This is a genomic window from Pseudohalocynthiibacter aestuariivivens (genome assembly GCF_018457175.1).
Lineage (GTDB): Bacteria > Pseudomonadota > Alphaproteobacteria > Rhodobacterales > Rhodobacteraceae > Pseudohalocynthiibacter > Pseudohalocynthiibacter aestuariivivens.
Map to the genome: position 1 here is coordinate 1 of NZ_JAGFNU010000022.1, position 23,308 is coordinate 23,308.

The window sequence follows — 23,308 nt, forward strand, 5'->3', positions numbered from 1 at the left end:
CGCTGCCACCGATCCCACATCTCAGATTTCTGTTTGTCCGTGTAAAACGTCCGCGTCCGATATTTCATCTCTAACACTCCATCTTTCCAAAAAGACTAAAGTGTTGCGACCACCCGTTGAAACCGCCCCCGCACCGCCGACATTCAGCCCATCAAAACGGCGTTAGAGCCTGAGCTATTGCGTCAGGTTACCGCTCTGAGCGGACAAAGTGCTGGCACTTTCGAATTGCATGTGACCGATGCAGATGGACTGTATCGGTGATGCGCGAGGCTCGATACAGCCAAAAAACATTCGCTTCAGCAATTTCAACCAATGGCCGACCATGGCCAAACGGTTGAAACTGCCGACTAAAAAGGCCTATTATGCAAAGCTTAAGGAGTGCTGTTCCAGATATCCCAATGCAGATGCCAAACACCGTTATCATCCGCTTTCCAGACAACAATATATTTTCCACCTGCTTGGACCATTCCACCGTTACCATCAGGCGCTGTTAGGGTGTAAGTGCCTATTTCATTTGCGGTATTTCCCAAGTCTTCAAGATCAACTGTCGTTAACTGCAGGTCAACCACTCCGGCATCTACATAAGCTTGCCACAATCCTTGAATTGCATCACGCCCATCAATGCGGGCTGTATCAGGAGCAAGAAGTGCGGCGTCGGTCGTATAGTGCAACGCTACAGCAGCTGCATCACCACTTTTGAACGCCGCTTCAAATGTTTCAACGCGCGCAGCAATGTCTTCGGCCGATCCTGCATGCGCAAAAGAAACTGTCGAGGTTGCGATTACCGCAACTATGGTTTTGACAAAATGTCCCATAAATCTTCCTTCCTAAATAGATGCCAAACACTACTGCTCTCTAGAATCTGCCTGATTGAGAATGTACCCAGCGGTACTTCACTCCAGAAAATCTGGCTTCACATGCGGAAACGCTCCGCTATTCTGCCGCACATTTGTTATGTCTAAGCTCCACACCAAGCCGTGAACAGACGTAAACACACAAGGCCGAAGTGCTTTTCACTCGGTCATACAGACGTGTTCTTTTCTATCACCGGAGCGTTCCGCATGGGGTTCATTTTTGGCGCGAAGTGGCACTATCCCTTCAACGTCAATATAGTAAGAAAATGGGAGCCATTGGTTCATCGTCCGCGCTAACCTTGTGTCTCCGCTGAGAAACAAAGAGCCATTTTCAAGTTCGCGTCCGATGTTTGTCCGCCCCGTCAGTATACCTCCCAAGGAGACAAGGTCGGTTTCGATATAAAGATTGATGTCATAGCTTGGTTTAGTGACGCAAAGATCACGCTCTCCGCCGGGATAGAACACTATCCAAAATGTGTCGCGCGCCAAGTTCTCATCATTAAAGTGAAACTGAAAAATGACACGCTGTGCCGGAAATTTCTCTGTATGAATTTCTCGGCGTAGCTTCCACATCAGCGCAGATACGTCTGTGTCGCAAAGGGCGATTTCGGCAGCGATATTTTGTTGTGCCCAGACCCCTAACGCATTCAGCGCTGGTTCCAGATCAATCGCTTTTTGCGTTCGAAAATAGTCTACCGTTCCGGTCGCCTTGTTCTCGATGCGATCCACCATCCCAGCAACTTCCAACTCCTTCAGGCGTTTTGACAGAAGCCCCGGAGAGATATTGCCGACTCCTCGGCGGATGTCGTTAAACCGCGTCGAACCTGCCCACAATTCGGTCAGTACATGAATTGTCCATCTCGGCTCCACAACTTTACAGGCATGCGAAATCGGGCAAATAGCTCCGTATCGTTTACTAGGCATCAATCTCACCTTTCCTAAGGACAAGGTACTGCCTCTTTGCAAATCGATCTAGTTCAGAAACAGTACCGGAGTTAATACATTCCCTGCACTACCCAGCCATAGTCACATTCTGCGAACCTATCTGCACAAATAGAAGCAACCAGAACTCTGTAAACTGGAGGTTCAAAATGACACAGACTCAATTCGACCAACCCAGCCGCGTGTATCTTCGGATACTCTTTGTTCGCCTCATTGGCAGTTGCCGAGCGTCAGTGGCCGAAATGCATACGCGCAGAAATATCAATAAGTCGCTTGGAAAACTCTCGTCGCGACACTTGCGTGATGTTGGCCTCATTCCGGGCGACATCGATGCAGCCAACTCTGCATCACTTTCGCAAGAGGCGGTTACGGATCTCGGCACTAGAGTTCAGATCAGGTCAGGAAATTGGTAGGTTGGGCTAGGTAGGCGTACGAACCCTTTAAGTTTCGCGTCCCTCGGAGTTGGCGCGTTCATCGAGAAGCCATTGGCGGACCGCGCGAACGGCTTTGCGTCGTCCCGCACGGCTGTTGACCGCAAGATAGTAACCGCCAAATGGAATCTCGACGTCGGAGAGTTCAACGAGGGCGCCCGATTGAACCTCTGGCTCGCAGAGGCATTCATCCATAAGCACAGCACCCAGTCCCGCGACCGCGGATTGGATGGCGAGAAGTGCGCTGAGTGGGTGTGGCAAATCGAGGTCCGGGACGTCCTCAAGTCCTGCCATTTTGAACCATTCGGGCCAAATTCGGAAGGTTGCTTCTTCTACTAATGGGCCCTTGGCAAGGGACATAAGGTCCAGAGCCCCATTATTTATGGGCGCGAAGCCTGGTGCCGCATAGGCCCGAACGATCGAAGGGAAAAGCAGGTCATAGCCTGCGGGCGGATCGCTCCGCAAGTAACGCAGCCCAACGTCAAAATCATGCGCTTCGATATCCATGACTTGTGTCGCAACCGAAAGCCTCAGATCAATATCGGGGTGGAGTTTTTTGAGATTGGCGAGCCGAGGCACCAGCCACTTCTGGGCGATTGTGCTTTCGGTCGTCAGTGTAACCGCGCCTTCTGGCGGGACCGATAGCATCTCTGTCGCTTGGGCAATCTGGTCGAAGGCAGGGGTGATTTCTGCAAGGTAGGAATGGCCCTGATCAGTCAGCGCCACTCCTATGTTCTCAGAGCGAAAGAGATGCACGTTGAGGCGTTGCTCCAGCCCGCGCACATGACGAGAGATCGCGGAATGCGACACGTTCAGTTCCTTGGCCGCCTTTGTAAAGCTGCCCAGCCGACCTGCAGCCTCGAAGGCGCGTAATGCGTTTAAGGGAGGAAGAGACCTAGGCATCCCCCTTTGTGACTTTTTGGAACAATTGTTGTCAAGGAACGGCGTTTGAGCATTGGGCCGCGCAGATGCAGTCTGTCTTCAAACTGAAACCGGAGGCAGACATGGAAAACATTTATCAACGCAAGTTTGAGGCTATTGAAACACCTGACGTGCGGGGCAATTTCACCCTTTCTGCGCGTCGTCGTAAAGCACTGAAAGCTCTCATGCGGCTTTTTGAGCCTCAGCTTAACCTGAACCACCTAAATGCGCGGTTGCGCGAGGATGCGGGGATAGATGAGCACGAACTGGAAAGATCCACAGTCGCAAGAATGCCGTTAATCCGCTGAAAGCCGACCACAAAAATTTGTCACTTTGACAACTGGTGCCAACACTTCAAATCCTAGAGAGTCATTACTCAGTGAGTGCATCCGAGAAAATCAGCGAAAGGCAGCAAAGTCCGCACTACAGTCGTACGAGCCTGTTGTTGCGATTGTCCGCTTCGCGGGACTAACTATTTTGTAAGGCCCCATACCTCGCGCGTTAACGCTTCGGAAAAGTGTCTTGATTCTGCCCACGCTTAAATTTGACCACCCGCGCCGGTCCCGTTCTAAACGGTTGAAAGATGGACCCTCCCCCTATGCGCTCTGCACCAATAGCAGACATTGGTTACTTATCGTTGAAACCACAGGACAAAGCGGACTTTGGCAGGCCTCCTTACGTTCAAGACCAGATGGGGCTGGCGTACCCATATTTTCTCTTTCAACAAGCTCATCAGGATATGTTATAGAAGGCCAAAGAACAATATTCTGTATCTGAGGCATGTGCCAGGCGAGGACCCTTCATTACTAATGGGGGACTCATAAATGACTAGACTTAAAACTTTGGACGGTAAGGTAACGAGTATCGATGCGGAAGCGATCGAAAACCTTGCCGCATCGCTACGTGGCGGCGTTTTCTCGGACGGCGACAGTGAGTATGACGAAGCCCGTACAATATGGAACGCGATGGTGGACCGAAAGCCTGGCCTTGTTGTCAGAGCAATGGGCACAAGCGACGTCCGAAGTGCGGTCAACTTTGCCCGTGACAACGGCCTTCTAGTTGCTATTCGCTCGGGGGGGCATCAGATCGCCGGACATGCCGTTGCCGAGGGGGCGTTGCTTATCGACTTGTCTCAGATGCGCTCAGTCCGTGTTGATCCAACCATGAAGACGGCCCGTGTAGAGCCCGGTGCATCCCTTGGCGACGTGGACAAAGAGACGCAATCTCATGCTTTGGCTTTGCCGATGGGCATTAATTCCACGACAGGCATCGCGGGATTGACACTAGGTGGAGGATTTGGGTGGATCACGCGCAAATTCGGGATGACAATAGACAGCCTAATATCCGTAGATATTGTGACCGCTGACGGCGCGTTTGTTCGCGCGAGCGCTAATGAAAACGCAGATTTGTTCTGGGCTATTCGAGGCGGAGGCGGCAATTTTGGAATTGTTACCTCATTTGAGTTCCAGCTTCACGACGTAGGACCGGAAGTACTGGCAGGTTTGATAGTACATCCGCTCGAGGACGCTCCGTCACTTCTGCAAGAATTCGGCAAGATCGCTAATTCAGCTCCGGATGAGCTCACTATATGGGTGGTTATGCGTAAAGCACCCCCGCTGCCGTTTCTTACTGAAGACTGGCATGGCAAGGAGGTTCTTGTTTTTGCTATTTGCTATATTGGCGATGAGGAAGATGGCGGAGAGTCACTCAAACAACTGCGTGCACTCGGGAATCCCGTAGCCGACGTTATTGGACCATCTCCCTTCGTAGGCTGGCAAACAGCTTTTGATCCCTTGCTGACACCAGGCATGAGAAACTACTGGAAGAGTCATGATTTTAACGGGCTGCCAGGCGAAGCAGTATCAGTTCTTCTGAACGCAATACAGTCATTGCCCGACCCTAACTGTGAAGTTTTCATTGCGCATGTCGGAGGTGCAATGGCTCGGGTTGCAGATGATGCCACGGCATATCCACAAAGATCATCGCATTTTATAATGAACGTACATACGCGTTGGGAGGATGCGTCAGGCGATGACGCCTGCATCGGATGGGCGCGCAAGCTCTTCGACGATACCGCCCAATACTCGACGGGCAGTGTCTACGTAAACTTCATGCCTGACGATGAAATTGAACGCGTCACTGGCGCCTATGGCGGCAACATGGAGCGCCTAAGCAGAGTAAAAGCCAGGTACGATCCGGGGAACCTGTTCCGGCTTAATCACAACATCAAACCTGCCGGGTTGCCACAAGCAGCAGAATGAGCTGCGCCACATATAACGGGAAATAATCAGGAGGACGAAATGTCGATCTTTCAGAAACTGGATGCCGCGACAAAGAACCGAGATGCTGAGGCATATATTGATTTGATGGCCGATGATTGCGTCTTCGTTCGCCATCAAAACGGAACGGAAATGAACAAGCCTCAGATTTCCGAAATGCTAAGGAAAATGATGAGTGCAGGTGGAGCAGATATGGGTAATCGTCGATGTTTATACGAAAACGACGATATTCTAGTCGTCCATTCGGTAAATGATTATCCGGATGGTACGAGGGAAGCCGTGCTAGCCTCGTATAGTCTTCTAGACGGCAAGATCACAAGACTGGAGACTGGTGCAACGCCCTTGGCGCAGTGAAAAGCCGACCCCTGCGATAGGCTCGAGTTTGGACGTGACCGCTACGACTACTGTATTCGGTGGCACACGTCCGCTCTGGGCTCGAAGCAGTAGTTCGCGGCACTTGTTTCAAATGTCTGCTGAGCGGACAAACCCGTCCTTAGGATTATCAGCTTCGCTGACGCAGCATTCTTTGGCGCATGCGGCAAAGTTTGCGCTGGAGCGCATTGCATGTCACCGAAGCGGTCGTTGAAACCTGCGTCCAGGTGCCAAACCCAAACCGCATTTTCGCTGGGACGAGATAAAACAGCCAGGTCACGGGGCAAGTTTCCGCCCGCCTTAGCGAACTCATCGTCCGCTTTCATCCTCAATCTTCAGGAGAATATCGAGAACTGACAGACTCTTCATGTTGTCCTTCTTGAGCCGTCCCGCTGTGACCAGTTGCGAATAGCCAGCGGAGTGCGCTTTGGTGGCGTCAAGCGTTAGACACAGGCAATCAAGCGAGGGAACTACCAGAATGTCACTTGGCGGCTACCAATTGTACGTGGAAGCCGCCGCCATTCAAACACTTTGCAGCATCGGAGACATTGGGGCTCACGCGCTGCCATAGGAAGTATCAAACAGGCACGGCCGCTTCGAAATGACTAACGGCAGGTGCCGTTCGCCAGCTTTCTTAAATGTCGATTTGTTCAGCGATACTCAACGCGTCTTCAAGTTCGACCCCCAGATATCGGACGGTGCTATCAACTTTTGTGTGGCCGAGCAGAAGTTGAACGGCACGTAGGTTACCAGTCTTGCGGTAGATTTCAGCCACTTTTGCTCGGCGTATTGAATGGGTGCCGTAACCACTGGGTTCCAGACCAATCGAAACAACCCAATCGCGAACTAACCTCCCATACTGATGTGTTGAGATATGCGGGCGGTTATGAAAACGGCTGGGGAACATGAACTGACACCCGAACATTTTAGGAGACCTGATCCAGTTGCTCACCGTTTCTCGCGTGTTTTCAGCCAGTTCAGACTGCACAGCCTTGTTCGTTTTGCTTTGAATGACGGACACTCTTTCGCGAATTCTGTCGTCCCTTACTATGTCAGTAACTTTCAGCGTGACCAAGTCGCAACCGCGCAACTTGCTGTCGATTGCGACGTTGAACAAAGCCAGATCGCGGAGATTGCCTGCGAGTTCAAGGCGTGCGCGGATGGCCCAGACCTGTTTGGGAAGTAGCTGACGCTTTTGCCCGACAAGGCGACCTTTGTTCCAAGCTCTGCGTTTCGGGGTGACGACGGGAAGTTGGACTCTCGGCATGATTTGCCCTCCATCCAACCCTCCTGCCCAAACATCAACACAGCGCCGACGAAGTATTTTAGCCTAAAGCCTTATGTCGGCTTCACGATGGGCGCGCCGCCAGGTATTTCTGCACAAGCATTAGGCGGGTAGGAATCCATTCTACCGGGTGATTCAATTAACACCAATGGAAGCAAAAGGATTGGAGCAGACATTGCGTTGGCACTTTCGGTGCGTCGAAGCTTTCCGTGCTGTCAACGACTACAAACCCCCGAAATTTGATTTCTCCAATCTTGCAAATAGCGTCGCCAGGGCAGCATTAATATTTACTGGCTTTGCTGTCAGCAGCCCTGTTGAACTCAACTCAACTCAACTCAGCGCGAGTGAACTTGAACTGAGATGCATAGTGATTTGGCCTGCCGTCAACGTACTTTGACGAGCCCCCCGACTTCCGAGATGCTGCTAAGGACCTTGTCCACCCCATCACGGTGCCGAAGTGCGCAAAAAACGTATGGCCGGCCACCGCGCATTTTTTCGCAGTCTTGTTTCATCACATCCAATGATGCGCAAACATGCGGGGCAAGATCGGTTTTGTTGATCACCAGCACGTCCGACTTGGTCAACGCAGGGCCCCCTTTGCGCGGTATATCTTCTCCTGCCGCCACATCGATTACATAGATTGTCACGTCAGCAAGTTCAGGGCTGAATGTCGCTGACAGGTTATCGCCGCCGCTTTCGATCAACACGATATCAAGATCAGGATGCCGTGCACGCATCTGCGCAATAGCGGCCAAATTGATAGAAGCGTCTTCGCGAATGGCAGTGTGCGGACAGCCGCCTGTTTCGACACCGATAATACGGTCCTGAGGGAGGATTTGCATCCGCATCAATGCCTCTGCATCCTCTTGGGTGTAAATGTCATTGGTGATCACTCCAATCGAAAAGTCTGCCTGCAAGGCACGGGCAAGGCAGGCTGTCAGCGTCGTTTTACCAGCCCCAACAGGGCCGCCAATACCGATGCGCAAAGGGCCGTTAAGTCGTGTCATGAGCGGAATATCCTGGGTTGAAGGGTTTCATGTCGCATCGCGGCGATGTCGGAGAGGAAAGCCGTGCTGCTAAGATCATCCAGCGTAGTGCATTGCGTTTCTTGAACAATCTGGTCGCACATGGGGATCAGCGCCGCGAGAACCCTTTGGCCTTCGGTTTGGCCCAAGGGTACAGCACGCACCGCCGCTGATACCAAATTACTGACAAAGCCATGAAGATAAAACGCTGCGGTTAGATCGACATCCAACCACAACTGCGCGGCGGCATGCCCAACGGCAACAGGATAGCAAAACTCGGTCTTATCACTGCCCCAGATTGCGGAGGTTGTTTGCGAAAAAGCACTGCCCTGAAGCTGTGTTTCGCGGATGCGTTCGCTCGATGCGGACACCGCGAGGGCAGTTTGATTCACCTCATCCAGAGCGGCTTGAGGACCACTGCGATACGCCGCGCGTAACAAGATGCAATCGTTTCGCCCGCTGCCATGGCTCAGCACACAAGTGAGCCAGTCTTGCAGGTCACACGCCGTGGCAATCGCGCCGCTATGAATGGCGGTTTCCAACCCGTGCGAATAGGCAAAGGCCCCCACAGGAAAGGCAGGTGACAACCATTGCGCAAGGATCAAAATATCGTGTTCAGTGGTCATGCGCGGTGGCGACGTGTTCGTGGGAATGGGTGCGACCATGACCATAGGCACCTCCTTCGGGGGTAAAAGGCGCGCTCACAGGATCAACAACTGCGCCAAGATGTTCGAGCATGTGACCAATCACGGGGTCGGCTTGGATCAACAGGTGATCCGTGTTTATCTGACACGGTGTGTGACGGTTGCCGACATGCCACGCCAGTCGGACAAGGTCGGGGCCGGATACTTTATAGAGGGCTTCAACTCCGGCGGAGATCCGGATCAGCGCACCTGTATCAAGCTCCAACGCGTCGCCCTCGTCAAGCGAGGTGGTTTGGGCCAGATCGACGATGAAGGGTTCGCCAGATGTCATGGTCAACCGTTTGCGGCGTAGGAACCGCTCGGTGTAATCCAACTCGCAAGTTGTTGCAGGACCATTCCAATGGCCCTTTCGGTGTAGGGTTTGCGCAATAGGAAGCTGTGTCATAAGGGCCTCTCAGAACATGAAATAGCGCTGCGCCATCGGCAGCACTTCGGCGGGTTGGCAGGTCAACAGAACGCCGTCTGCACGGACCTCATAGGTCTCTGGATGCACATCTATCTGTGGTAGAGTATCGTTCAGGATCATATCTGCCTTGCCGATGCTGCGCGTATTTTTGACAGCGACGGTTTGCTTGGCGAGGCCGAGCGTATCACCAATGCCCGCATCTTGCGCGGCACCGGAGACAAAGCTGATCGATGTATTGCGCAACGCAGAGCCATAGGCACCAAACATCGCGCGGCTGTAGACCGGTTGTGGTGTGGGGATCGACGCATTCGGGTCACCCATTTGCGCCACCACAATACTGCCCGCCATCAAAACCATCTCGGGCTTCACCCCAAAGAACGCCGGATTCCACAGTACCAGATCGGCGCGTTTGCCCACGGAAATATCACCAATGACATGGCTCACCCCTTGAGCAATCGCGGGATTAATCGTGTATTTCGCAATATAGCGGCGGACACGCATGTTGTCGTTGTCGCCGGTTTCCTCCGCCAACGGCCCACGCTGTTTCTTCATCTTATCTGCTGTTTGCCATGTGCGGATAAGGACTTCACCGACGCGCCCCATGGCTTGTGAATCGGACGCGATGATCGAAAACGCACCCATGTCATGCAGGATATCCTCGGCCGCGATTGTCTCGCGCCGGATGCGACTTTCGGCAAAGGCGATGTCCTCGGGGATGGATTTATCAAGGTGGTGACAGACCATAAGCATGTCCAGATGCTCTTCCAGCGTGTTCACCGTGAAGGGTCGCGTTGGGTTCGTCGAAGACGGCAGAACATTGGCATCACCGCAAATCTTGATGATGTCAGGGGCATGTCCACCACCCGCACCTTCGGTATGAAAGGCATGGATCGTGCGTCCCTTCATCGCGGCGACGGTATGTTCAACAAAGCCACTTTCATTCAGGGTATCGGTGTGAATCATCACCTGCACATCCATGTCGTCGGCCACCGACAGGCAGCAATCAATCGCAGCGGGTGTGGTTCCCCAATCCTCGTGCAATTTCAGCGCGCAGGCACCCGCGTTGACCATTTCGACCAAAGCATCGGGTTGGCTCGCATTGCCTTTGCCCGACAGGCCGATGTTCATCGGGATGCCGTCAAAGGACTGCAACATCCGGCCGATGTGCCAGGTCCCCGGTGTGCAGGTGGTGGCCAGCGTCCCATGCGCAGGGCCGGTGCCGCCGCCGAAACAGGTGGTCACGCCGGAATGCAAGGAGTCCTCCATTTGCTGGGGGCAGATAAAGTGGATGTGGCTGTCCATACCGCCTGCGGTCAGAATGCGACCTTCACCCGCGATGACTTCGGTGCCGGGACCAATGATGACGTCGACACCCGACTGTGTATCGGGGTTGCCTGCTTTGCCGATGGCGTGGATAAGCCCGTCTTTGAGCGCGACATCAGCTTTGTAAATGCCGGAATGGTCGATGATCAACGCGTTGGTGATAACCGTATCGACAGCACCATCCGCGCGGGTGACTTGCGACTGCCCCATGCCGTCACGAATGGTTTTGCCGCCGCCGAACTTTACCTCTTCGCCGTATGTGGTCAGGTCGCGTTCCACCTCGATGATCAGATCGGTGTCGGCAAGGCGCAATCTGTCGCCAGTGGTGGGACCATACATCGCCGCATATTGCGCGCGGGGGATTTCAACAGGCATTATAAATCTCCCATAACCTGGGCGTTAAACCCAAACACCCGCCGCGCGCCGCCAATGGGGATCAACTGCACCTCGCGGCGCTGGCCGGGTTCAAACCGCACGGCGGTGCCGGAGGCGATATCGAGGCGCAGGCCACGCGCGACACTGCGGTCAAACTCCAGTGCCGGGTTGGTCTCGGCGAAGTGATAATGGCTACCGATCTGAACCGGCCTGTCGCCAGTGTTTGCCACCATCAGGGTAAGGGCCTGCGCACCTGCATTGAGGGTCAGTGTGCCTGTGGCAGGGAAAATCTCTCCGGGGATCATTTGCGTGTCGCCAGCAGGACCGAGGCCGCCGCAATGAGCAGTATTCCCCCCACAACAGGCAACCAGCCGGGGTCATTCAGGTGGTGATGAGAATGTGCGCTGTTATGCGCTGCGGCCAAAGAGGCGGTGAACACATAAAACAATGGGGCAAGCAGATGTTTCATATCAAGTCCTTCTGTACAGTTTCAGCGAATAGGGTTGTGGACAGTGACCAGCTTGGTCCCATCGGGAAAAGTGGCTTCGACCTGCACCTCGTGGATCATCTCGGCGATGCCCTGCATACATTGATCGCGAGTAATGACATGACCGCCGGCCTCCATCATATCCGCGACAGAGCGTCCATCCCGTGCGCCTTCAACGACCGTGTCGGTGATCAAAGAGATGGCTTCGGGATGGTTCAGTTTGACACCGCGCGCCAAGCGTTTTCGGGCGACCTCAGCGGCCATGGCGATCAGCAGTTTGTCTTTTTCGCGAGGGGTCAGTTGCATGGCTTATAGCCTCCATGACGTGGGTAAAGTGTTGTTTGAAAGGTGCTCAAGGATGGGGATCAGGTTGCGCCGAAGTTCGAAACTGTCGCTGGCAAGTTGGCGGATCACCAGCACATCGTCAGCCAGCATGGTGGCACCTGCAGTTTGCGGCAACAGTTCGCGCACTGTTTTGAGGTGGCTCAGCGCATCGGGGCCAACCATCACGACGCTTGCCATGGCAACGGACCCATTTGCGATAGCGGGGCGGGTCAGATGTGCGGCGGCATCGCCGTGCAGGTCTATTCCGTCGATATAGAGCGGGCGGCCATCGCGTGTGATCCGGATTCGGTCTTGAAACTTCACGTCGTGCAACACTTCGCGCATGGCGGCGCGGCCGAAGACTACGGATTCCACCATCAACAGACGCGCGTGCGGTGCCAGATCAACACTCAAACGGCGCTGCAACGCGCAACTGTCAAACAGGATCAACTCCTGCGGCAGCCAATTCAGGCTGGCCCCGTCTTGAACCGACACATCCGTTGTAACGCAGGCAATTTCGCCACTTTGGGCGCGGTAGGCGCGCTCGGCGGCTTGGGTGGTAATGCTTAGGATAGCACCGGTTTGCACCTTGATATTGAGGGAAAACTGGTCGCCGCCGGTGATGCCACCTGCCGTATTGACCAAAATCGCCTCGGCATCCGGCCTATGGGTCCGCGGGAATACCAACCTGAGCGATCCTGACTGGCGCAGGTCACGCAGGCGGGTCACGCCATGCTCATCACCAAAGACAGACAGCTTTCCCGTGCCTTGCGCGCGAGGCTGGGAGAGACCCGTTCGGGGCAAATCGGTATGCAGTAGTTGGTTGATAAGTGGCCCCGGCAATCTGTCGTGTCGCCTGTGATTCCATCACATCGAGGCGCGATGCGGCAGAGATTAGACCAATAACATCCTGCGAAATCGTGCAAACGATTAATTGCGCGGCAGTTGGAGCGAATGACGCACAACATTTGAGCAATCACGTATGATGGATCACTTAACGCGCAGACAAAATTGCCCTCAGTGCTGCAACGCAGCAACCTTGATGCATCCCCAACCGTCGAATCGCGACGGCGTAGAAAAGGGGTGTGTGACGACCGGATGAATTGGACCTCAGACCAGCCGCCACACGGATTGCAACATTTAAGTTGCAGGGAACAGCTAATGCCCATGCCTTGCGAGAGCAAGATGCGGCGGTTGTCCCTGCAAGGAGATATCACATGAAAACGAAAACTGCTCTTGCCGCTACCCTTGCCACGCTTGCGGCCCTGCCTGCCATGGCCGCTGATTGCCCGATCAAAGTGGGTGTGCTGCACTCGCTATCCGGCACGATGGCGATTTCCGAGACCACATTGAAGGACACGATGGAGATGCTGATTGACCAGCAAAACGCCAAAGGTGGTGTTCTGGGCTGTCAGCTTGAAGCGGTCGTTGTCGACCCGGCTTCTGACTGGCCGCTCTTCGCCGAAAAGGCGCGCGAATTACTGACGGTTCAAGAGGTCGACGTCATTTTTGGCAACTGGACTTCTGTGTCGCGTAAATCTGTGCTGCCCGTTATCGAAGAGCTGAACGGTTTGCTGTTCTACCCCGTTCAATACGAGGGTGAGGAAAGCTCCAAGAACGTGTTTTACACAGGGGCTGCACCAAACCAACAGGCTATCCCAGCAACGGATTATTTTCTCGAAGAGCTTGGCATTGAAAAATTCGCGCTGCTCGGGACCGATTATGTCTATCCACGTACCACAAACAATATTCTCGAAGCCTACCTGCAATCCCAAGGCATCGCGGACACTGATATCTTTGTGAACTACACGCCATTTGGCCATTCTGACTGGTCTAAAATCGTGGCCGATGTTGTGGCTCTTGGCGCGGACGGCAAAAAGGTTGGTGTGATCTCAACCATCAACGGCGATGCGAACATCGGCTTTTATAAAGAGCTGGCGGCGGCGGGTATCTCGGCGGATGATATTCCGGTTGTGGCTTTCTCTGTCGGGGAAGAAGAACTGTCCGGTCTGGACACAAGCAACCTCGTCGGGCATCTCGCTGCGTGGAACTATTTCCAATCCGCTGACACAAGTGCCAACGCCGAATGGATCGCAGCGTGGAAAGAGCGAATGGGCGAAGAACGCGTGACCAACGACCCAATGGAAGCGCATTACATCGGCTTCAACATGTGGGTGAACGCGGTTGAGGCTGCAGATAGTACTGAAGTAGACGCCGTGCGGACGGCGATGTACGGGCAGGAATTCCCTAACCTGACCGGTGGTACAGCCGTCATGCTGCCCAACCACCACCTCGCCAAGCCGGTGCTGATTGGCGAAATCACGGCAGAGGGCCAGTTCGACATCATCAGCCAGACCGCTGAGGTGCCCGGCGATGCATGGACTGATTTCCTACCAGAATCCGCCAAGTTGGTGTCGGATTGGAAGGACTTGGGCTGCGGTATGTACAATACCGAGACAAAGAGCTGCGTGCAGACTTTGTCCAACTACTGAACCATCTGCAAGGGCACGCCTCAGCGTGCCCTTGACCTCTGATTTCCCGGAGTTGAATTATGAAGACCTTGCTGCTGGCCTTGTGCTTTGCGCTGCCCTTTGGCCACTTTGCAATCGCCCAGACGACACCCGTTCAAGACGTATTGCAAAGCCAGCGTGCGTTGATCGAGAAAAGTTCCCGCCGCACAATTGGCCCCGCGATTGACGCGCTGGTGGCAAGCGGATTGCCACAGATGCAGACGGTGCTCGAGATCTGGCAGGCCAAAGAGATGTGGCAGCGTAAGGCGGATGGTTTGTTTTTCGTTGCTACTAAGAACGCGGATGGCACATATACGCTTCGAAACTTTGAGAGTGGTGCGGATGTCGGCACCGCCGCCTCCACCGATCTCAGACAACTCAAACCCAACAGCGGCGTGCGGGCGATGATCGCCACGGCATTGGTACAATTTCAACTTTCCGATCCTGACCCTGCCAAACGCGCTGATGCGCTGAACTCGATTTCCCGTGATCCCCAGGCGGCGTTGATGGCACCACTGCGTGCATCCGTGCAAGGGGAGACAGACCCCAACATCCTCTCCCGCAAGATACGCTTGGAGCGGTTGATGACGATGGCCTATGACACATCCGTGCCGAACCGCGTGGCGGCAATCATCGAAATGTCGGGTGATCTGGGTGTCGATTTTCGCGCAACGCTGAACCCGATCCTGAGCACCACAAGAGTTCTCGCCCAAACTCAACCGGATGCGAATATCGCCCAAGAGGTGATCGCCGGCAGCGATGCGTTGACGCGCAAAGCGGCATATGCGCTCTTGGTCGCTGCGGGTGATGCGCCAGCCGAGATTACGGCGGATGCCCGCGATGCCGCCCTTCAGGCGAACATTGAAGGGGGCCGGATCGCGGGTTTTCCGGTGGCGCAATTGTCCACCGAAGCAGCGCGCGACAGGGCTTATGATGCGCTTGTTTCAGGTGACTTGGCACGGCCTCGGGTAACCCAAGCGGACATAGACGCAAGCCTCGCCAATTTTCGTTTCTTCGATGTCTACACGGAACCTTCCCAAACGGTCACAACAGCTGCCGAGGACGCCCTTGCAGCATCCGAAACCCGCGTCGCGATCAGTCAGGCGGCTGATCTAGGTCTCGATGCGCTCTCGCTGGCTTCGATCTATTTCCTTGCCGCCATTGGCCTTGCCATCACCTTTGGCGTCATGGGGGTTATCAATATGGCGCATGGCGAGTTCATCATGATGGGGGCCTATACCGGCTATGTTGTGCAGTTGTTTGTGCCCAATCACACCGCCTCGATCCTGATTGCTGTCCCGCTGGCGTTCGCAGTAACCTTTGCCGCCGGAGTTGCACTCGAACGCCTCGTTGTGCGCTGGCTCTACCACCGTCCGCTTGAGACATTGCTTGCGACCTTTGGGGTTTCCATTGCGCTGCAACAATTGGCCAAGAATATTTTTGGCACTCAAGCCCGCCCGCTGACCTCGCCCGCTTGGCTGGACGGGGCATGGACCATCAACGATGTGGTGTCCATCAGCTATATCCGCATCGCCATTTTCATCCTCGCGCTGCTGTTTTTGGCGCTGTTCCTGTTCATCATGAAGCGGACGCGATTGGGTTTGGAAACCCGTGCGGTCACCCAAAACCCGAAGATGGCGGCGAGCATGGGGATCAATCCGGACCGCGTGAACATGCTGACCTTCGGGCTTGGATCCGGGATTGCAGGGATCGCAGGTGTCGCCATCGGGCTGTTCGCCAAAGTGACCTCCGAGATGGGCAGCGACTATATCGTCCAAAGTTTTATGACCGTCGTTGTCGGCGGCGTTGGCAACATCTGGGGCACGTTGGCGGGGGCTGCGATGATTGGCGGTTTCCAGAAGGGTGTCGAATTCCTGAACCCTTCAAACACCTTGGCGGCACAGACCTATATGATCATCTTTATCATCATTTTCATTCAGTTCCGGCCAAGGGGCATTATCGCCCTCAAAGGCCGCGCGGCGGGGGATTAAGCCCATGAACAGATCATTCATTGCGCGCAACCCGTCGGTCTTGATCTTCCTCGCCATATTGGCGCTTTTCACACTGGGGGTCACGGTACTGTCCGAAGGCTTTGGCATCGGCCTTATCTCAACCAGTTTCGTCAAAGTCTTGGGCAAGACGCTGTGCTTGTGCCTGATCGCCATCGCGATGGACCTGATCTGGGGATACACGGGCATCCTGTCGTTGGGCCATTTCGCGTTCTTCGGCCTTGGAGGTTACATGCTCGGCATGTGGTTGATGTATGAACGGACCCGCCAGATTGTCGTGAACTCCCTGTCCGATGGGGTGTTGCCGCCCACACCCGAAGAAGTCACCACGGGCATCGGCAACCAGATTTTCGGTGTCGTAGGCAGCAGTGACTTTCCGCTGATTTGGACCTTTGCCGACAGTCTGGTTTTGCAACTGGCCTTTGTGGTGCTGGTCCCCGGCATCCTCGCGCTGGTGTTCGGCTGGCTGGCGTTTCGCAGCCGCGTCACGGGCGTGTATTTGTCGATCCTGACCCAAGCGATGACACTGGGCCTGTCACTCTATCTCTTTCAAAACGCCAGTGGATTGCGCGGCAACAACGGCTTGTCAGGGCTACAAAACCTTCCCGGCATCACAGCCCCGCAATCGGTAGTCTCATTATGGTTTTTCTGGGCCTCGGCACTGGTCCTCGGGCTGGGCTATCTTCTGGTGGCATGGATTGTCTCCGGCAAATTTGGCTCCGTCATTCGGGGCATTCGCGACAACGAAGCGCGCGTGCGGTTTCTGGGGTATTCGGTTGAGACCTACAAGTTGGCCGTTTTCACGCTCACTGCTTGTATCTCTGGCATCGCGGGGGCGCTGTATTACCCGCAAGCAGGCATCATCAATCCCGCCGAAGTCGCCCCAATTGCCTCGATCTACCTCGCCGTTTGGGTGGCCATCGGTGGGCGCGGCAGGCTCTACGGCGCGGTGATCGGTACGGCGTTTGTCAGTCTTGTGTCCAGTTGGTTTACAGGCGGTCAGGCACCAGATGTGCCGCTTGGGTTTTACACGGTTAAATGGGTGGATTGGTGGCTCGTCCTACTGGGCCTCTGCTTTGTTTTGGTCACTTTATACGCCCCGAATGGCATCGGCGGCTTGATCGATTTGCTGAAACGCAAGCGCAAGGAAACAGACGCATGAGCACGCTTCTCGAAGTCTCGGGTGTCACCGTCAGTTTTGACGGGTTTCGCGCCATCAACAACCTGTCGTTCCAAATCGCCGATGCAGAGTTACGCGCTGTGATTGGACCGAATGGAGCGGGCAAGACGACGTTTATGGACATCGTCACTGGCAAAACGCGGCCCGATGAAGGCCATATTCTTTGGGGTGACAAGAGCATCTCTTTGATCGGGATGTCCGAAGCCAAGATCGCCCAAGCTGGTATCGGTCGGAAATTCCAAAAGCCGACAGTATTTGAGGAACAAACCGTGCAGGAAAATCTGATGATGGCCCTGCGCAAAGACCGCGCGCCCTTGGCCGTATTGTTTTTCAAACCCTCGAAAACGGACTTTGCCTGCGTTGAAGAACTCGCTGATCAGATCGGCCTCGCCGACGCGTTTTTGCGCGTGTCGGGAGAGCTGAGCCACGGGCAGAAACAATGGCTGGAAATAGGTATGTTGCTGGCACAGGAACCGCAACTCCTGTTGGTGGATGAACCCGCTGCGGGCATGACCCCTGCGGAGCGAGAAAAAACCACGGCCATCCTTGTGGACGCCGCCAAGACCCGCGCGGTCGTTGTGGTCGAACACGATATGGAGTTTGTGAGGCGTCTCAATTGCAAGGTCACTGTGCTGCATGAAGGCGCTGTCCTTGCGGAAGGCTCGCTTGATCATGTCACCAAAAACCAAGACGTCATCGACGTCTATTTGGGACGATAGAATATGTTGGACGTAAAAAACCTCACCCTACACTACGGCAATTCGCAAATTCTTTATGATATCTCATTGCATGCCAGGTTGGGTGAGGTGACCTGTGTTATGGGCACCAATGGTGTCGGTAAAACCAGTCTGCTCAAGGCGATTTCGGGCACGCATCCGCGCTCGACCGGGGATATCACATTTGACGGTAAACTGTTGGGTCAGTCAGGGGCGCATAAGATGGCCCAGATGGGTGTCGGTTATGTCCCGCAGGGGCGTGATATTTTTCCATTGCTGACAGTACGCGAAAACCTGCAAACGGGATTTTCGTGCCTGCCCAAATCAGAGCACTTTGTCCCCGACAATATCTTTGAGCTTTTCCCTGTTTTGAAAGAAATGGCGCACCGTCACGGTGGCGATCTGTCGGGCGGGCAACAGCAACAACTGGCCATTGCCCGCGCGCTGATCACCAAGCCAAAACTACTGTTGTTGGATGAGCCAACGGAAGGCATCCAGCCCAACATCATTCAACACATCGGAAAAGTCATAAGCCTGCTGCGTGACCGTGGGGATATGGCGATTATCTTGGTCGAGCAGTACTTTGATTTCGCATTTGAACTGGCGGATCAGATTGTTGTTCTGAGACGCGGCGAAATAATAAAGAAAGCCACCAAAAACCAGATCACGCGTGAAGACATATTAGCGGTAGTGTCGGTCTAAATTGTAATTTCTAAACTTGGCTCCTTAAATATTGTCATCCTCTGCTTCAAACACTTCCAACGCGGCATTCAGCGCGTTGATCGCGGATGGGAAACCGCCATAGAGCGCCATCTGCCAAATGACTTCTGCAATTTCTTCCTTTGATAATCCGGCTTTGCGACCACCCGCAATATTAACCATCAACTGCGGTCTTGTCTGACCACCCAGTGCAGTCAAAGCGGCTATGGTTGCCAGATATCGGTCACGCAATGGCAACCCAGGTCGGGCATATTGGCGACCGTATGCAAAGTCGACGACCCCCTCGGCCATTCCGGGGAGCAGGTGGCCGTAGCGCGCATTCAACGCGTCTTCCATCCCGGGGTTCAAACGTTCAGAAAGCTCTCTACCTGTTTGTGTTGTATTTTCCGTCATGTTGCTTCCTACTTTCGATAGTTTGTCTCGTGCCAACGATTATTAACCTGTCATTTTCAATTCAGGGACATCCCGAAATTGACGCACAAGGAAATCAATGAACGCACGTGTTTTTGGTGCGAGGTTACGTTTGTCTGCAAACATGATGGCAATGTCAGTACTTGGTGGCGCGTATTCCGGCAAAACATGGACCAACTCACCCGACTGGAATTTTTGGTCCGCCATGTAACAGGGCAACCGCGCGATACCAATCCCGGCAAGCGCTGCGCGATAGACAACGTCAGTGCTGTTTCCCTCAAAACGTCCCTTTGCTTCGAAGCCTTGGTCATTGGATGGTTCGGGGTTGTCCCAGGAGTTCCGCTCGCTATTTCCAACAATCCTAAGGCAATTATGCTCTCTCAGTTCTTCGAAACTTTGGGGGGTTCCGCACCGTTTCAGATAGGCAGGTGACGCACACAAGACCCGACGGCTTTGCATGATGCGACGGACCATGATGTCGGGTATTTTACGCTGTTCGGCGAAACATATGGTGGCGTCAAAGCCCTCGCTCTGCAAGTCGACAACGCGATCTGTGAGCTCCAATGAGACTTGAACGTCGGGATTTTCCTCTAGAAATGCAGGCAAAACAGGGATCAACTGAGACTTACCAAATGCAACGCTGGACGCGATTCTGAGCATCCCACGCGGGATACCGTCCAAGTTCAGGATTAGCGCTTCGGCCTCTTTGTACTTTTCCGCCATGGCTTTGCACTTTTCGTAGAATTCCTGACCTTCCTGTGTCGGTGTCACGCCCGTTCTGGTCCGATTAAGCAAACGGTAGTGAACCTGATCCTCAAGCAGACCAATTTGTTTGCTGACCGCAGAGGGCGTCTGTCCGATGTTGCGTGCCGCAGCCGAAATGCTGCCGCGTTCAACAACGGTCGCAAAGGTCAACATCTGCGCAGAAATATCCATTTTACATCACTTCCCTGTGCCAATCCGGAACAGGTCCTTTGCCAAATCACCCAATTGTGAGCGCTACCAAACATCCGTATCTCTGCAGTGCAGCATAAATACTGCATCGCAGCAATAGACGAGGTAATCACATGGCAGTTACACGATCAAATTCTGGGCTAGATGTCGTTTTGGATGCTGCCCGCTCAATCTTTCATCAAAAGCGTGATCGGGTCCGACAGGCTCTGGCCGGGCGTAAGGTTTATCGCGCCACCTATTTTGAACTCTCGAAGCTCACGGATCGTGATCTGAGAGACCTGGGCATTCCGCGTAGCAACATCAAGAGATTGGCTATGGAGGCCGCTTATGACCACTAACTCACATACAGTTGGACCAGATGGCCGTCACGTCGGCACCACTTCGATCTTTTTGTCAAAGATGGCGCATGGGCTTTTTTCGATGCTGTTGCGGTTTGGGGCCAGAGCACACTCCGCAATGAAAACCCTTCAAATGGCCCGGATGCTGTCGACGCTCTCGAACATGAGCGACCATCAGCTTACCCAGATCGGCATCCAGCGATCCGACATACCCAAATACGCAGAATCACTCATGGCGAACGATTAAGCAAACAGGCCGATCGGTCTGAGAAATACACGAAAAGTGCTGGTTCTCGCTCCTCCCAGAGTAAGCCAGCATGAGCGGCGGCGGCAAAAAAAACCAACAGGGAGCGCCAATGCACAGGGCCAGCATCTTCACCTCCTCCCGAAGATGCTGGCCCTAACTTTTTGGACAGACATGAGGTCCGAGCAATGCGTCTCAAGAGAAACCTTCAGGATATCCTGATCAGACGTCTTTCTGCGGCCAATCAAGACAACATTTGCGATCATTTTTTACGTCTCGATGTCCGATCTCGTCGCGCGCGGTTTTGTGGAACGGTTAACGACGATGGAATGTTAGAATACGCCCAGAACATCTTTGGCGGTGACAGCATTGTCTGCGGCGCTTTTGTCGATGGGCGGTTGCGTGGTGTTGTAGAGTTGCGCGGGGTCTTTCAATCTTGGCCGTCAAAGGCCGAAGCTGCAATTTCTGTTGAACCTGACTGGCAGAATAACGGGATAGGGGATGCGTTGTTTGAACGCATATTCGCAATGGCCCAGAATCGAGGCGTCAGGACCATTCAGATGACGTGCCTGAAAGAAAACAGCCGCGTGAGGCACCTGGCGGCAAAGCATCATGCTTTGCTGCGCAGCAATCACGATGCGGTTGATGCTGTCCTCCATTCCTATTGGCCAAAACTCGCGTCTGTAATGAAAGAGGTCGTCGGAGAAACCAGGGGTTACACTCACGAGCTATTTGAGCGAAGCAGCCGTTCTGGGGAGCTGTAGCGAAATCATTCTTTGTCCCGCAGTCTGTGAAATCGACCTCTATTGTTTGCTGCGGTTTCCACGAATGGCCGGTTTTCCCGCTGCGTGGCGGCACCGGATTTTACGCTCTCGCAGCACTTTCCGCGCTGCGAGCGCACGCAGCAAGATCCTGACACTTCCGGTGTGGGCTCAAAACGGAAGTTCGCTTCTGCAATCACAAACGGCGGCTTTGGGCCCAATGGAGATATCTGTCGTTTCTTCCACTCTTCCTCCCCCCTTCCCTGTTAGCGACATTTCTTTCCCTGTTCCGGCAATAATTTACCCTGTTAATTGTTACAGGGAAACACCCCGTAATTTACTGGAACCAAGCCCGTATTTCGCGCTTCCCCCACTAAATTGCTCCAAATTCGCAGATTTTCCCTGTTCTTTCCCTGTTTAACAGGGAAAATCACCTGAGACTCGTTAGCTCCAGACTGCACCCACAGCCACCTAGCTTTTCCACTCTGAACATCAGCTACTCAAGGTTCCAGCCTTTCGAAAAGGCCCCAAATACTGCCCCAGTGTCGGTGAGCTGGATTCAGGTGCTTCGGGCGGGTGCTGGATTGGTGCGGGCTGAGTGTTAGGGGTGTTCCTAGAGCTCCGCTAACACCTCGCTACGCTCGTCACCAACAGGGGCTGGGGAATAGGTATAAGTAATGGAAAAGGTAAGGATGAAGAGGCATGAAGAAGGATAGGTTTACCTGTCCGATATTCCTCTTTATTCTTCCTTTTTCTCTTCTCTAGAAGCCCTGAAACGATCCCGCCGATAACAGTAACCAGCGGTCCTCTCCGGTAGTCCTCGTTGAGCATAGTAGCTATCAGCAGAGGGGTTACTACCGGTCGACATGAACTGATCTAGCCCGGGGAACTCTTGCGTAACGGTTAGTGGGCCACCTATGTAGACGGTGGTGAAATTGAACAAGATTGGATTTATTTATGGTTAGAGAACTAGATGACGGTGAGCTAAAGCTATTAGCGCAAGTAGCGGATGAATACACTGGGAAAGAGCCATTCACTCTAAAGACTGCATTCGGCAAAAATAGATGGGAAAAAGTTGCGCCCAATCCCAAAGGCTATGGTCAAGCCGCTCGAGAAGCAATTGAACAAGGTCTGGTTCCAGGTATTCGGGTTTCAAAGGATATGGATGGCGCAGCTCAGATGGACAAGCACGGAGCAAAGACAGGCGAAAATGTGCGGTTGTATCGTAAGACTGGTAAGTAGTTGATCGACCCTCGACACTCTCGTCCCCTTGATGTGCATCGCTGGTCTTCCCACAAAGAAGTCAACGAACTGGTCGACGGTATCTGGGAAGAACACTTCAAAGACCATCATGTTCAGATTTCAGGACCAAAACCAAAGGCCCGTTTCAAGGACCAGCTAAAGGTTGTTCTTCTCGATCTTTATGTTGCCTGGACAACCGATCCCAAGCTCTCCATCGGTGTTTCCATGTCATCAAATGCTTGGCAAACAGGTTCTAGGTACAACGCTCTTCACCTTTCAAAGATCATCGTCACCTTCATTCACCGGTTGGCTGAAGTGGGGCTGATAGACCTGTCTAAGGGCAGTTACTCAGGTCCCGGCGTGGTGACTGTTGATTTGCGTTGAGAACTGACCCGGTATTTTCACCGAGATTTGACCCACCCTTGATTATGTATCAGCGTTTATTTCGCGGTCAATGTCGGTGTTTCCTTTCGTGTTTTCTTTGCGGCCTCAGAG

The 23,308-nt window shown here is 53.8% G+C and carries 28 protein-coding genes; 14 read left to right on the forward strand and 14 right to left on the reverse strand.

Features of this window, described 5'->3' with window-relative positions; all coding sequences use genetic code 11:
• Positions 1–371: 371 nt before the first annotated feature.
• The gene (locus J4E70_RS18290; protein WP_213891234.1) at positions 372–815 is read right to left on the reverse strand and encodes a YybH family protein; all 444 of its coding nucleotides are present in this window, start codon (positions 813–815) and stop codon (positions 372–374) included.
• 198 nt (positions 816–1,013) lie between these two features.
• Positions 1,014–1,778 (reverse strand): winged helix-turn-helix transcriptional regulator, encoded by a 765-nt coding sequence (locus J4E70_RS18295; RefSeq protein WP_213891235.1) that lies wholly within the window; start codon positions 1,776–1,778, stop codon positions 1,014–1,016.
• Between the two features lie 167 nt (positions 1,779–1,945).
• Here J4E70_RS18295 and J4E70_RS18300 point away from each other — a divergent pair, with 167 nt between their 5' ends.
• Positions 1,946–2,209 (forward strand): hypothetical protein, encoded by a 264-nt coding sequence (locus J4E70_RS18300; protein ID WP_213891237.1) that lies wholly within the window; start codon positions 1,946–1,948, stop codon positions 2,207–2,209.
• A gap of 27 nt (positions 2,210–2,236) precedes the next feature.
• On the opposite strand, the gene J4E70_RS18305 is transcribed toward J4E70_RS18300, so the two are convergent.
• A complete protein-coding gene (locus J4E70_RS18305) occupies positions 2,237–3,130 on the reverse strand; it encodes a LysR substrate-binding domain-containing protein (RefSeq protein ID WP_213891239.1) in 894 nt (297 codons plus the stop codon).
• A gap of 101 nt (positions 3,131–3,231) precedes the next feature.
• On the opposite strand from J4E70_RS18305, the gene J4E70_RS18310 reads away from it, so the two are divergent.
• The 3 genes from J4E70_RS18310 to J4E70_RS18320 all read left to right on the forward strand — a co-directional run bounded on the left by J4E70_RS18310 (position 3,232) and on the right by J4E70_RS18320 (position 5,781).
• Positions 3,232–3,456: a hypothetical protein gene (locus J4E70_RS18310; RefSeq protein WP_213891241.1), complete on the forward strand. Its 225-nt coding sequence runs from the start codon at positions 3,232–3,234 to the stop codon at positions 3,454–3,456.
• Positions 3,457–3,972: 516 nt separating this feature from the next.
• On the forward strand, positions 3,973–5,409 hold the full coding sequence (locus tag J4E70_RS18315) for an FAD-binding oxidoreductase (RefSeq protein WP_213891243.1): 1,437 nt from the start codon (positions 3,973–3,975) through the stop codon (positions 5,407–5,409).
• A 39-nt stretch (positions 5,410–5,448) separates the two neighbouring features.
• Entirely contained in the window at positions 5,449–5,781 is a 333-nt protein-coding gene (locus tag J4E70_RS18320) for a DUF4440 domain-containing protein (RefSeq protein ID WP_213891244.1), read from the forward strand.
• 652 nt (positions 5,782–6,433) lie between these two features.
• Here J4E70_RS18320 and J4E70_RS18325 read toward each other — a convergent pair.
• The 9 genes from J4E70_RS18325 to J4E70_RS18365 all read right to left on the reverse strand — a co-directional run bounded on the left by J4E70_RS18325 (position 6,434) and on the right by J4E70_RS18365 (position 12,571).
• Entirely contained in the window at positions 6,434–7,066 is a 633-nt protein-coding gene (locus J4E70_RS18325; RefSeq protein ID WP_213891246.1) for a tyrosine-type recombinase/integrase, read from the reverse strand.
• Positions 7,067–7,467: 401 nt separating this feature from the next.
• Positions 7,468–8,091, reverse strand: coding sequence for an urease accessory protein UreG (gene ureG / locus J4E70_RS18330; RefSeq protein ID WP_213891248.1), 624 nt, complete (start codon positions 8,089–8,091; stop codon positions 7,468–7,470).
• Complete coding sequence (locus J4E70_RS18335) at positions 8,088–8,780, reverse strand: urease accessory protein UreF (RefSeq protein WP_343229488.1); 693 nt, start codon at positions 8,778–8,780, stop codon at positions 8,088–8,090. The genes ureG and J4E70_RS18335 overlap by 4 nt, the downstream gene beginning before the upstream one ends.
• Entirely contained in the window at positions 8,725–9,198 is a 474-nt protein-coding gene (locus tag J4E70_RS18340) for an urease accessory protein UreE (protein ID WP_213891250.1), read from the reverse strand. Before J4E70_RS18340 ends, J4E70_RS18335 begins: the two co-directional genes overlap by 56 nt.
• 9 nt (positions 9,199–9,207) lie before the next feature.
• Positions 9,208–10,917, reverse strand: a complete 1,710-nt coding sequence (gene ureC, locus J4E70_RS18345) for an urease subunit alpha (RefSeq protein WP_213891252.1) — start codon at positions 10,915–10,917, stop codon at positions 9,208–9,210.
• Positions 10,917–11,222: an urease subunit beta gene (locus J4E70_RS18350; RefSeq protein WP_213891254.1), complete on the reverse strand. Its 306-nt coding sequence runs from the start codon at positions 11,220–11,222 to the stop codon at positions 10,917–10,919. Before J4E70_RS18350 ends, ureC begins: the two co-directional genes overlap by 1 nt.
• Positions 11,219–11,386: a hypothetical protein gene (locus tag J4E70_RS18355; RefSeq protein WP_213891256.1), complete on the reverse strand. Its 168-nt coding sequence runs from the start codon at positions 11,384–11,386 to the stop codon at positions 11,219–11,221. The genes J4E70_RS18350 and J4E70_RS18355 overlap by 4 nt, the downstream gene beginning before the upstream one ends.
• Positions 11,387–11,407: 21 nt before the next feature.
• Positions 11,408–11,710, reverse strand: a complete 303-nt coding sequence (locus J4E70_RS18360; RefSeq protein WP_213891257.1) for an urease subunit gamma — start codon at positions 11,708–11,710, stop codon at positions 11,408–11,410.
• A 3-nt stretch (positions 11,711–11,713) separates the two neighbouring features.
• Positions 11,714–12,571: an urease accessory protein UreD gene (locus tag J4E70_RS18365; RefSeq protein ID WP_246531863.1), complete on the reverse strand. Its 858-nt coding sequence runs from the start codon at positions 12,569–12,571 to the stop codon at positions 11,714–11,716.
• Between the two features lie 374 nt (positions 12,572–12,945).
• Between J4E70_RS18365 and urtA the strand changes: the two genes are divergently transcribed.
• The 5 genes from urtA to urtE are packed head-to-tail and all read left to right on the forward strand — an operon-like array spanning position 12,946 to position 18,845.
• Positions 12,946–14,220: an urea ABC transporter substrate-binding protein gene (gene urtA, locus J4E70_RS18370; RefSeq protein ID WP_213891259.1), complete on the forward strand. Its 1,275-nt coding sequence runs from the start codon at positions 12,946–12,948 to the stop codon at positions 14,218–14,220.
• 59 nt (positions 14,221–14,279) lie between these two features.
• On the forward strand, positions 14,280–16,229 hold the full coding sequence (gene urtB, locus J4E70_RS18375; protein ID WP_213891260.1) for an urea ABC transporter permease subunit UrtB: 1,950 nt from the start codon (positions 14,280–14,282) through the stop codon (positions 16,227–16,229).
• Positions 16,230–16,233: 4 nt separating this feature from the next.
• Positions 16,234–17,409 carry an urea ABC transporter permease subunit UrtC gene (gene urtC / locus J4E70_RS18380; protein WP_213891261.1) on the forward strand — a complete coding sequence of 392 codons (1,176 nt, stop codon included), beginning with the start codon at positions 16,234–16,236 and terminating at the stop codon, positions 17,407–17,409.
• A complete protein-coding gene (gene urtD, locus J4E70_RS18385; protein ID WP_213891262.1) occupies positions 17,406–18,146 on the forward strand; it encodes an urea ABC transporter ATP-binding protein UrtD in 741 nt (246 codons plus the stop codon). The genes urtC and urtD overlap by 4 nt, the downstream gene beginning before the upstream one ends.
• A 3-nt stretch (positions 18,147–18,149) precedes the next feature.
• Positions 18,150–18,845, forward strand: coding sequence for an urea ABC transporter ATP-binding subunit UrtE (gene urtE / locus J4E70_RS18390; protein ID WP_213891263.1), 696 nt, complete (start codon positions 18,150–18,152; stop codon positions 18,843–18,845).
• 24 nt (positions 18,846–18,869) lie between these two features.
• On the opposite strand, the gene J4E70_RS18395 is transcribed toward urtE, so the two are convergent.
• Both J4E70_RS18395 and J4E70_RS18400 read right to left on the reverse strand, forming a co-directional pair.
• Positions 18,870–19,256, reverse strand: a complete 387-nt coding sequence (locus J4E70_RS18395; protein ID WP_213891264.1) for a carboxymuconolactone decarboxylase family protein — start codon at positions 19,254–19,256, stop codon at positions 18,870–18,872.
• 42 nt (positions 19,257–19,298) lie between these two features.
• Positions 19,299–20,210 (reverse strand): LysR family transcriptional regulator, encoded by a 912-nt coding sequence (locus tag J4E70_RS18400; RefSeq protein ID WP_213891266.1) that lies wholly within the window; start codon positions 20,208–20,210, stop codon positions 19,299–19,301.
• A gap of 131 nt (positions 20,211–20,341) precedes the next feature.
• Between J4E70_RS18400 and J4E70_RS18405 the strand changes: the two genes are divergently transcribed.
• The 5 genes from J4E70_RS18405 (at position 20,342) to J4E70_RS18425 (ending at position 23,197) form a co-directional block, all read left to right on the forward strand.
• Entirely contained in the window at positions 20,342–20,566 is a 225-nt protein-coding gene (locus tag J4E70_RS18405) for a DUF1127 domain-containing protein (protein WP_213891268.1), read from the forward strand.
• Positions 20,556–20,813 (forward strand): DUF1127 domain-containing protein, encoded by a 258-nt coding sequence (locus J4E70_RS18410; RefSeq protein WP_246531864.1) that lies wholly within the window; start codon positions 20,556–20,558, stop codon positions 20,811–20,813. Before J4E70_RS18405 ends, J4E70_RS18410 begins: the two co-directional genes overlap by 11 nt.
• A 185-nt stretch (positions 20,814–20,998) precedes the next feature.
• Positions 20,999–21,574, forward strand: a complete 576-nt coding sequence (locus J4E70_RS18415; protein ID WP_213891269.1) for a GNAT family N-acetyltransferase — start codon at positions 20,999–21,001, stop codon at positions 21,572–21,574.
• A gap of 954 nt (positions 21,575–22,528) precedes the next feature.
• The gene (locus J4E70_RS18420) at positions 22,529–22,813 is read left to right on the forward strand and encodes a hypothetical protein (RefSeq protein ID WP_213891271.1); all 285 of its coding nucleotides are present in this window, start codon (positions 22,529–22,531) and stop codon (positions 22,811–22,813) included.
• On the forward strand, positions 22,814–23,197 hold the full coding sequence (locus J4E70_RS18425) for a hypothetical protein (protein WP_213891273.1): 384 nt from the start codon (positions 22,814–22,816) through the stop codon (positions 23,195–23,197).
• Positions 23,198–23,308 lie beyond the last annotated feature (111 nt).

What these genes read in the sequence shown, in the direction of transcription:
- J4E70_RS18325 (WP_213891246.1), bottom strand. Translation starts at nt 7,066, where the DNA reads ATGCCGAGAGTCCAACTTCCCGTCGTCACCCCGAAACGCAGAGCTTGG.
- J4E70_RS18340 (WP_213891250.1), bottom strand. Translation starts at nt 9,198, where the DNA reads ATGACACAGCTTCCTATTGCGCAAACCCTACACCGAAAGGGCCATTGG.
- J4E70_RS18300 (WP_213891237.1), top strand. Translation starts at nt 1,946, where the DNA reads ATGACACAGACTCAATTCGACCAACCCAGCCGCGTGTATCTTCGGATA.
- urtE (WP_213891263.1), top strand. Translation starts at nt 18,150, where the DNA reads ATGTTGGACGTAAAAAACCTCACCCTACACTACGGCAATTCGCAAATT.
- J4E70_RS18335 (WP_343229488.1), bottom strand. Translation starts at nt 8,780, where the DNA reads ATGGTCATGGTCGCACCCATTCCCACGAACACGTCGCCACCGCGCATG.
- J4E70_RS18290 (WP_213891234.1), bottom strand. Translation starts at nt 815, where the DNA reads ATGGGACATTTTGTCAAAACCATAGTTGCGGTAATCGCAACCTCGACA.
- urtC (WP_213891261.1), top strand. Translation starts at nt 16,234, where the DNA reads ATGAACAGATCATTCATTGCGCGCAACCCGTCGGTCTTGATCTTCCTC.
- J4E70_RS18350 (WP_213891254.1), bottom strand. Translation starts at nt 11,222, where the DNA reads ATGATCCCCGGAGAGATTTTCCCTGCCACAGGCACACTGACCCTCAAT.
- J4E70_RS18360 (WP_213891257.1), bottom strand. Translation starts at nt 11,710, where the DNA reads ATGCAACTGACCCCTCGCGAAAAAGACAAACTGCTGATCGCCATGGCC.
- urtD (WP_213891262.1), top strand. Translation starts at nt 17,406, where the DNA reads ATGAGCACGCTTCTCGAAGTCTCGGGTGTCACCGTCAGTTTTGACGGG.
- J4E70_RS18395 (WP_213891264.1), bottom strand. Translation starts at nt 19,256, where the DNA reads ATGACGGAAAATACAACACAAACAGGTAGAGAGCTTTCTGAACGTTTG.
- J4E70_RS18310 (WP_213891241.1), top strand. Translation starts at nt 3,232, where the DNA reads ATGGAAAACATTTATCAACGCAAGTTTGAGGCTATTGAAACACCTGAC.
- ureC (WP_213891252.1), bottom strand. Translation starts at nt 10,917, where the DNA reads ATGCCTGTTGAAATCCCCCGCGCGCAATATGCGGCGATGTATGGTCCC.
- J4E70_RS18320 (WP_213891244.1), top strand. Translation starts at nt 5,449, where the DNA reads ATGTCGATCTTTCAGAAACTGGATGCCGCGACAAAGAACCGAGATGCT.
- J4E70_RS18315 (WP_213891243.1), top strand. Translation starts at nt 3,973, where the DNA reads ATGACTAGACTTAAAACTTTGGACGGTAAGGTAACGAGTATCGATGCG.
- urtA (WP_213891259.1), top strand. Translation starts at nt 12,946, where the DNA reads ATGAAAACGAAAACTGCTCTTGCCGCTACCCTTGCCACGCTTGCGGCC.
- J4E70_RS18415 (WP_213891269.1), top strand. Translation starts at nt 20,999, where the DNA reads ATGCGTCTCAAGAGAAACCTTCAGGATATCCTGATCAGACGTCTTTCT.
- J4E70_RS18400 (WP_213891266.1), bottom strand. Translation starts at nt 20,210, where the DNA reads ATGGATATTTCTGCGCAGATGTTGACCTTTGCGACCGTTGTTGAACGC.
- J4E70_RS18295 (WP_213891235.1), bottom strand. Translation starts at nt 1,778, where the DNA reads ATGCCTAGTAAACGATACGGAGCTATTTGCCCGATTTCGCATGCCTGT.
- urtB (WP_213891260.1), top strand. Translation starts at nt 14,280, where the DNA reads ATGAAGACCTTGCTGCTGGCCTTGTGCTTTGCGCTGCCCTTTGGCCAC.
- J4E70_RS18410 (WP_246531864.1), top strand. Translation starts at nt 20,556, where the DNA reads ATGACCACTAACTCACATACAGTTGGACCAGATGGCCGTCACGTCGGC.
- ureG (WP_213891248.1), bottom strand. Translation starts at nt 8,091, where the DNA reads ATGACACGACTTAACGGCCCTTTGCGCATCGGTATTGGCGGCCCTGTT.
- J4E70_RS18420 (WP_213891271.1), top strand. Translation starts at nt 22,529, where the DNA reads ATGGTTAGAGAACTAGATGACGGTGAGCTAAAGCTATTAGCGCAAGTA.
- J4E70_RS18305 (WP_213891239.1), bottom strand. Translation starts at nt 3,130, where the DNA reads ATGCCTAGGTCTCTTCCTCCCTTAAACGCATTACGCGCCTTCGAGGCT.
- J4E70_RS18355 (WP_213891256.1), bottom strand. Translation starts at nt 11,386, where the DNA reads ATGAAACATCTGCTTGCCCCATTGTTTTATGTGTTCACCGCCTCTTTG.
- J4E70_RS18405 (WP_213891268.1), top strand. Translation starts at nt 20,342, where the DNA reads ATGGCAGTTACACGATCAAATTCTGGGCTAGATGTCGTTTTGGATGCT.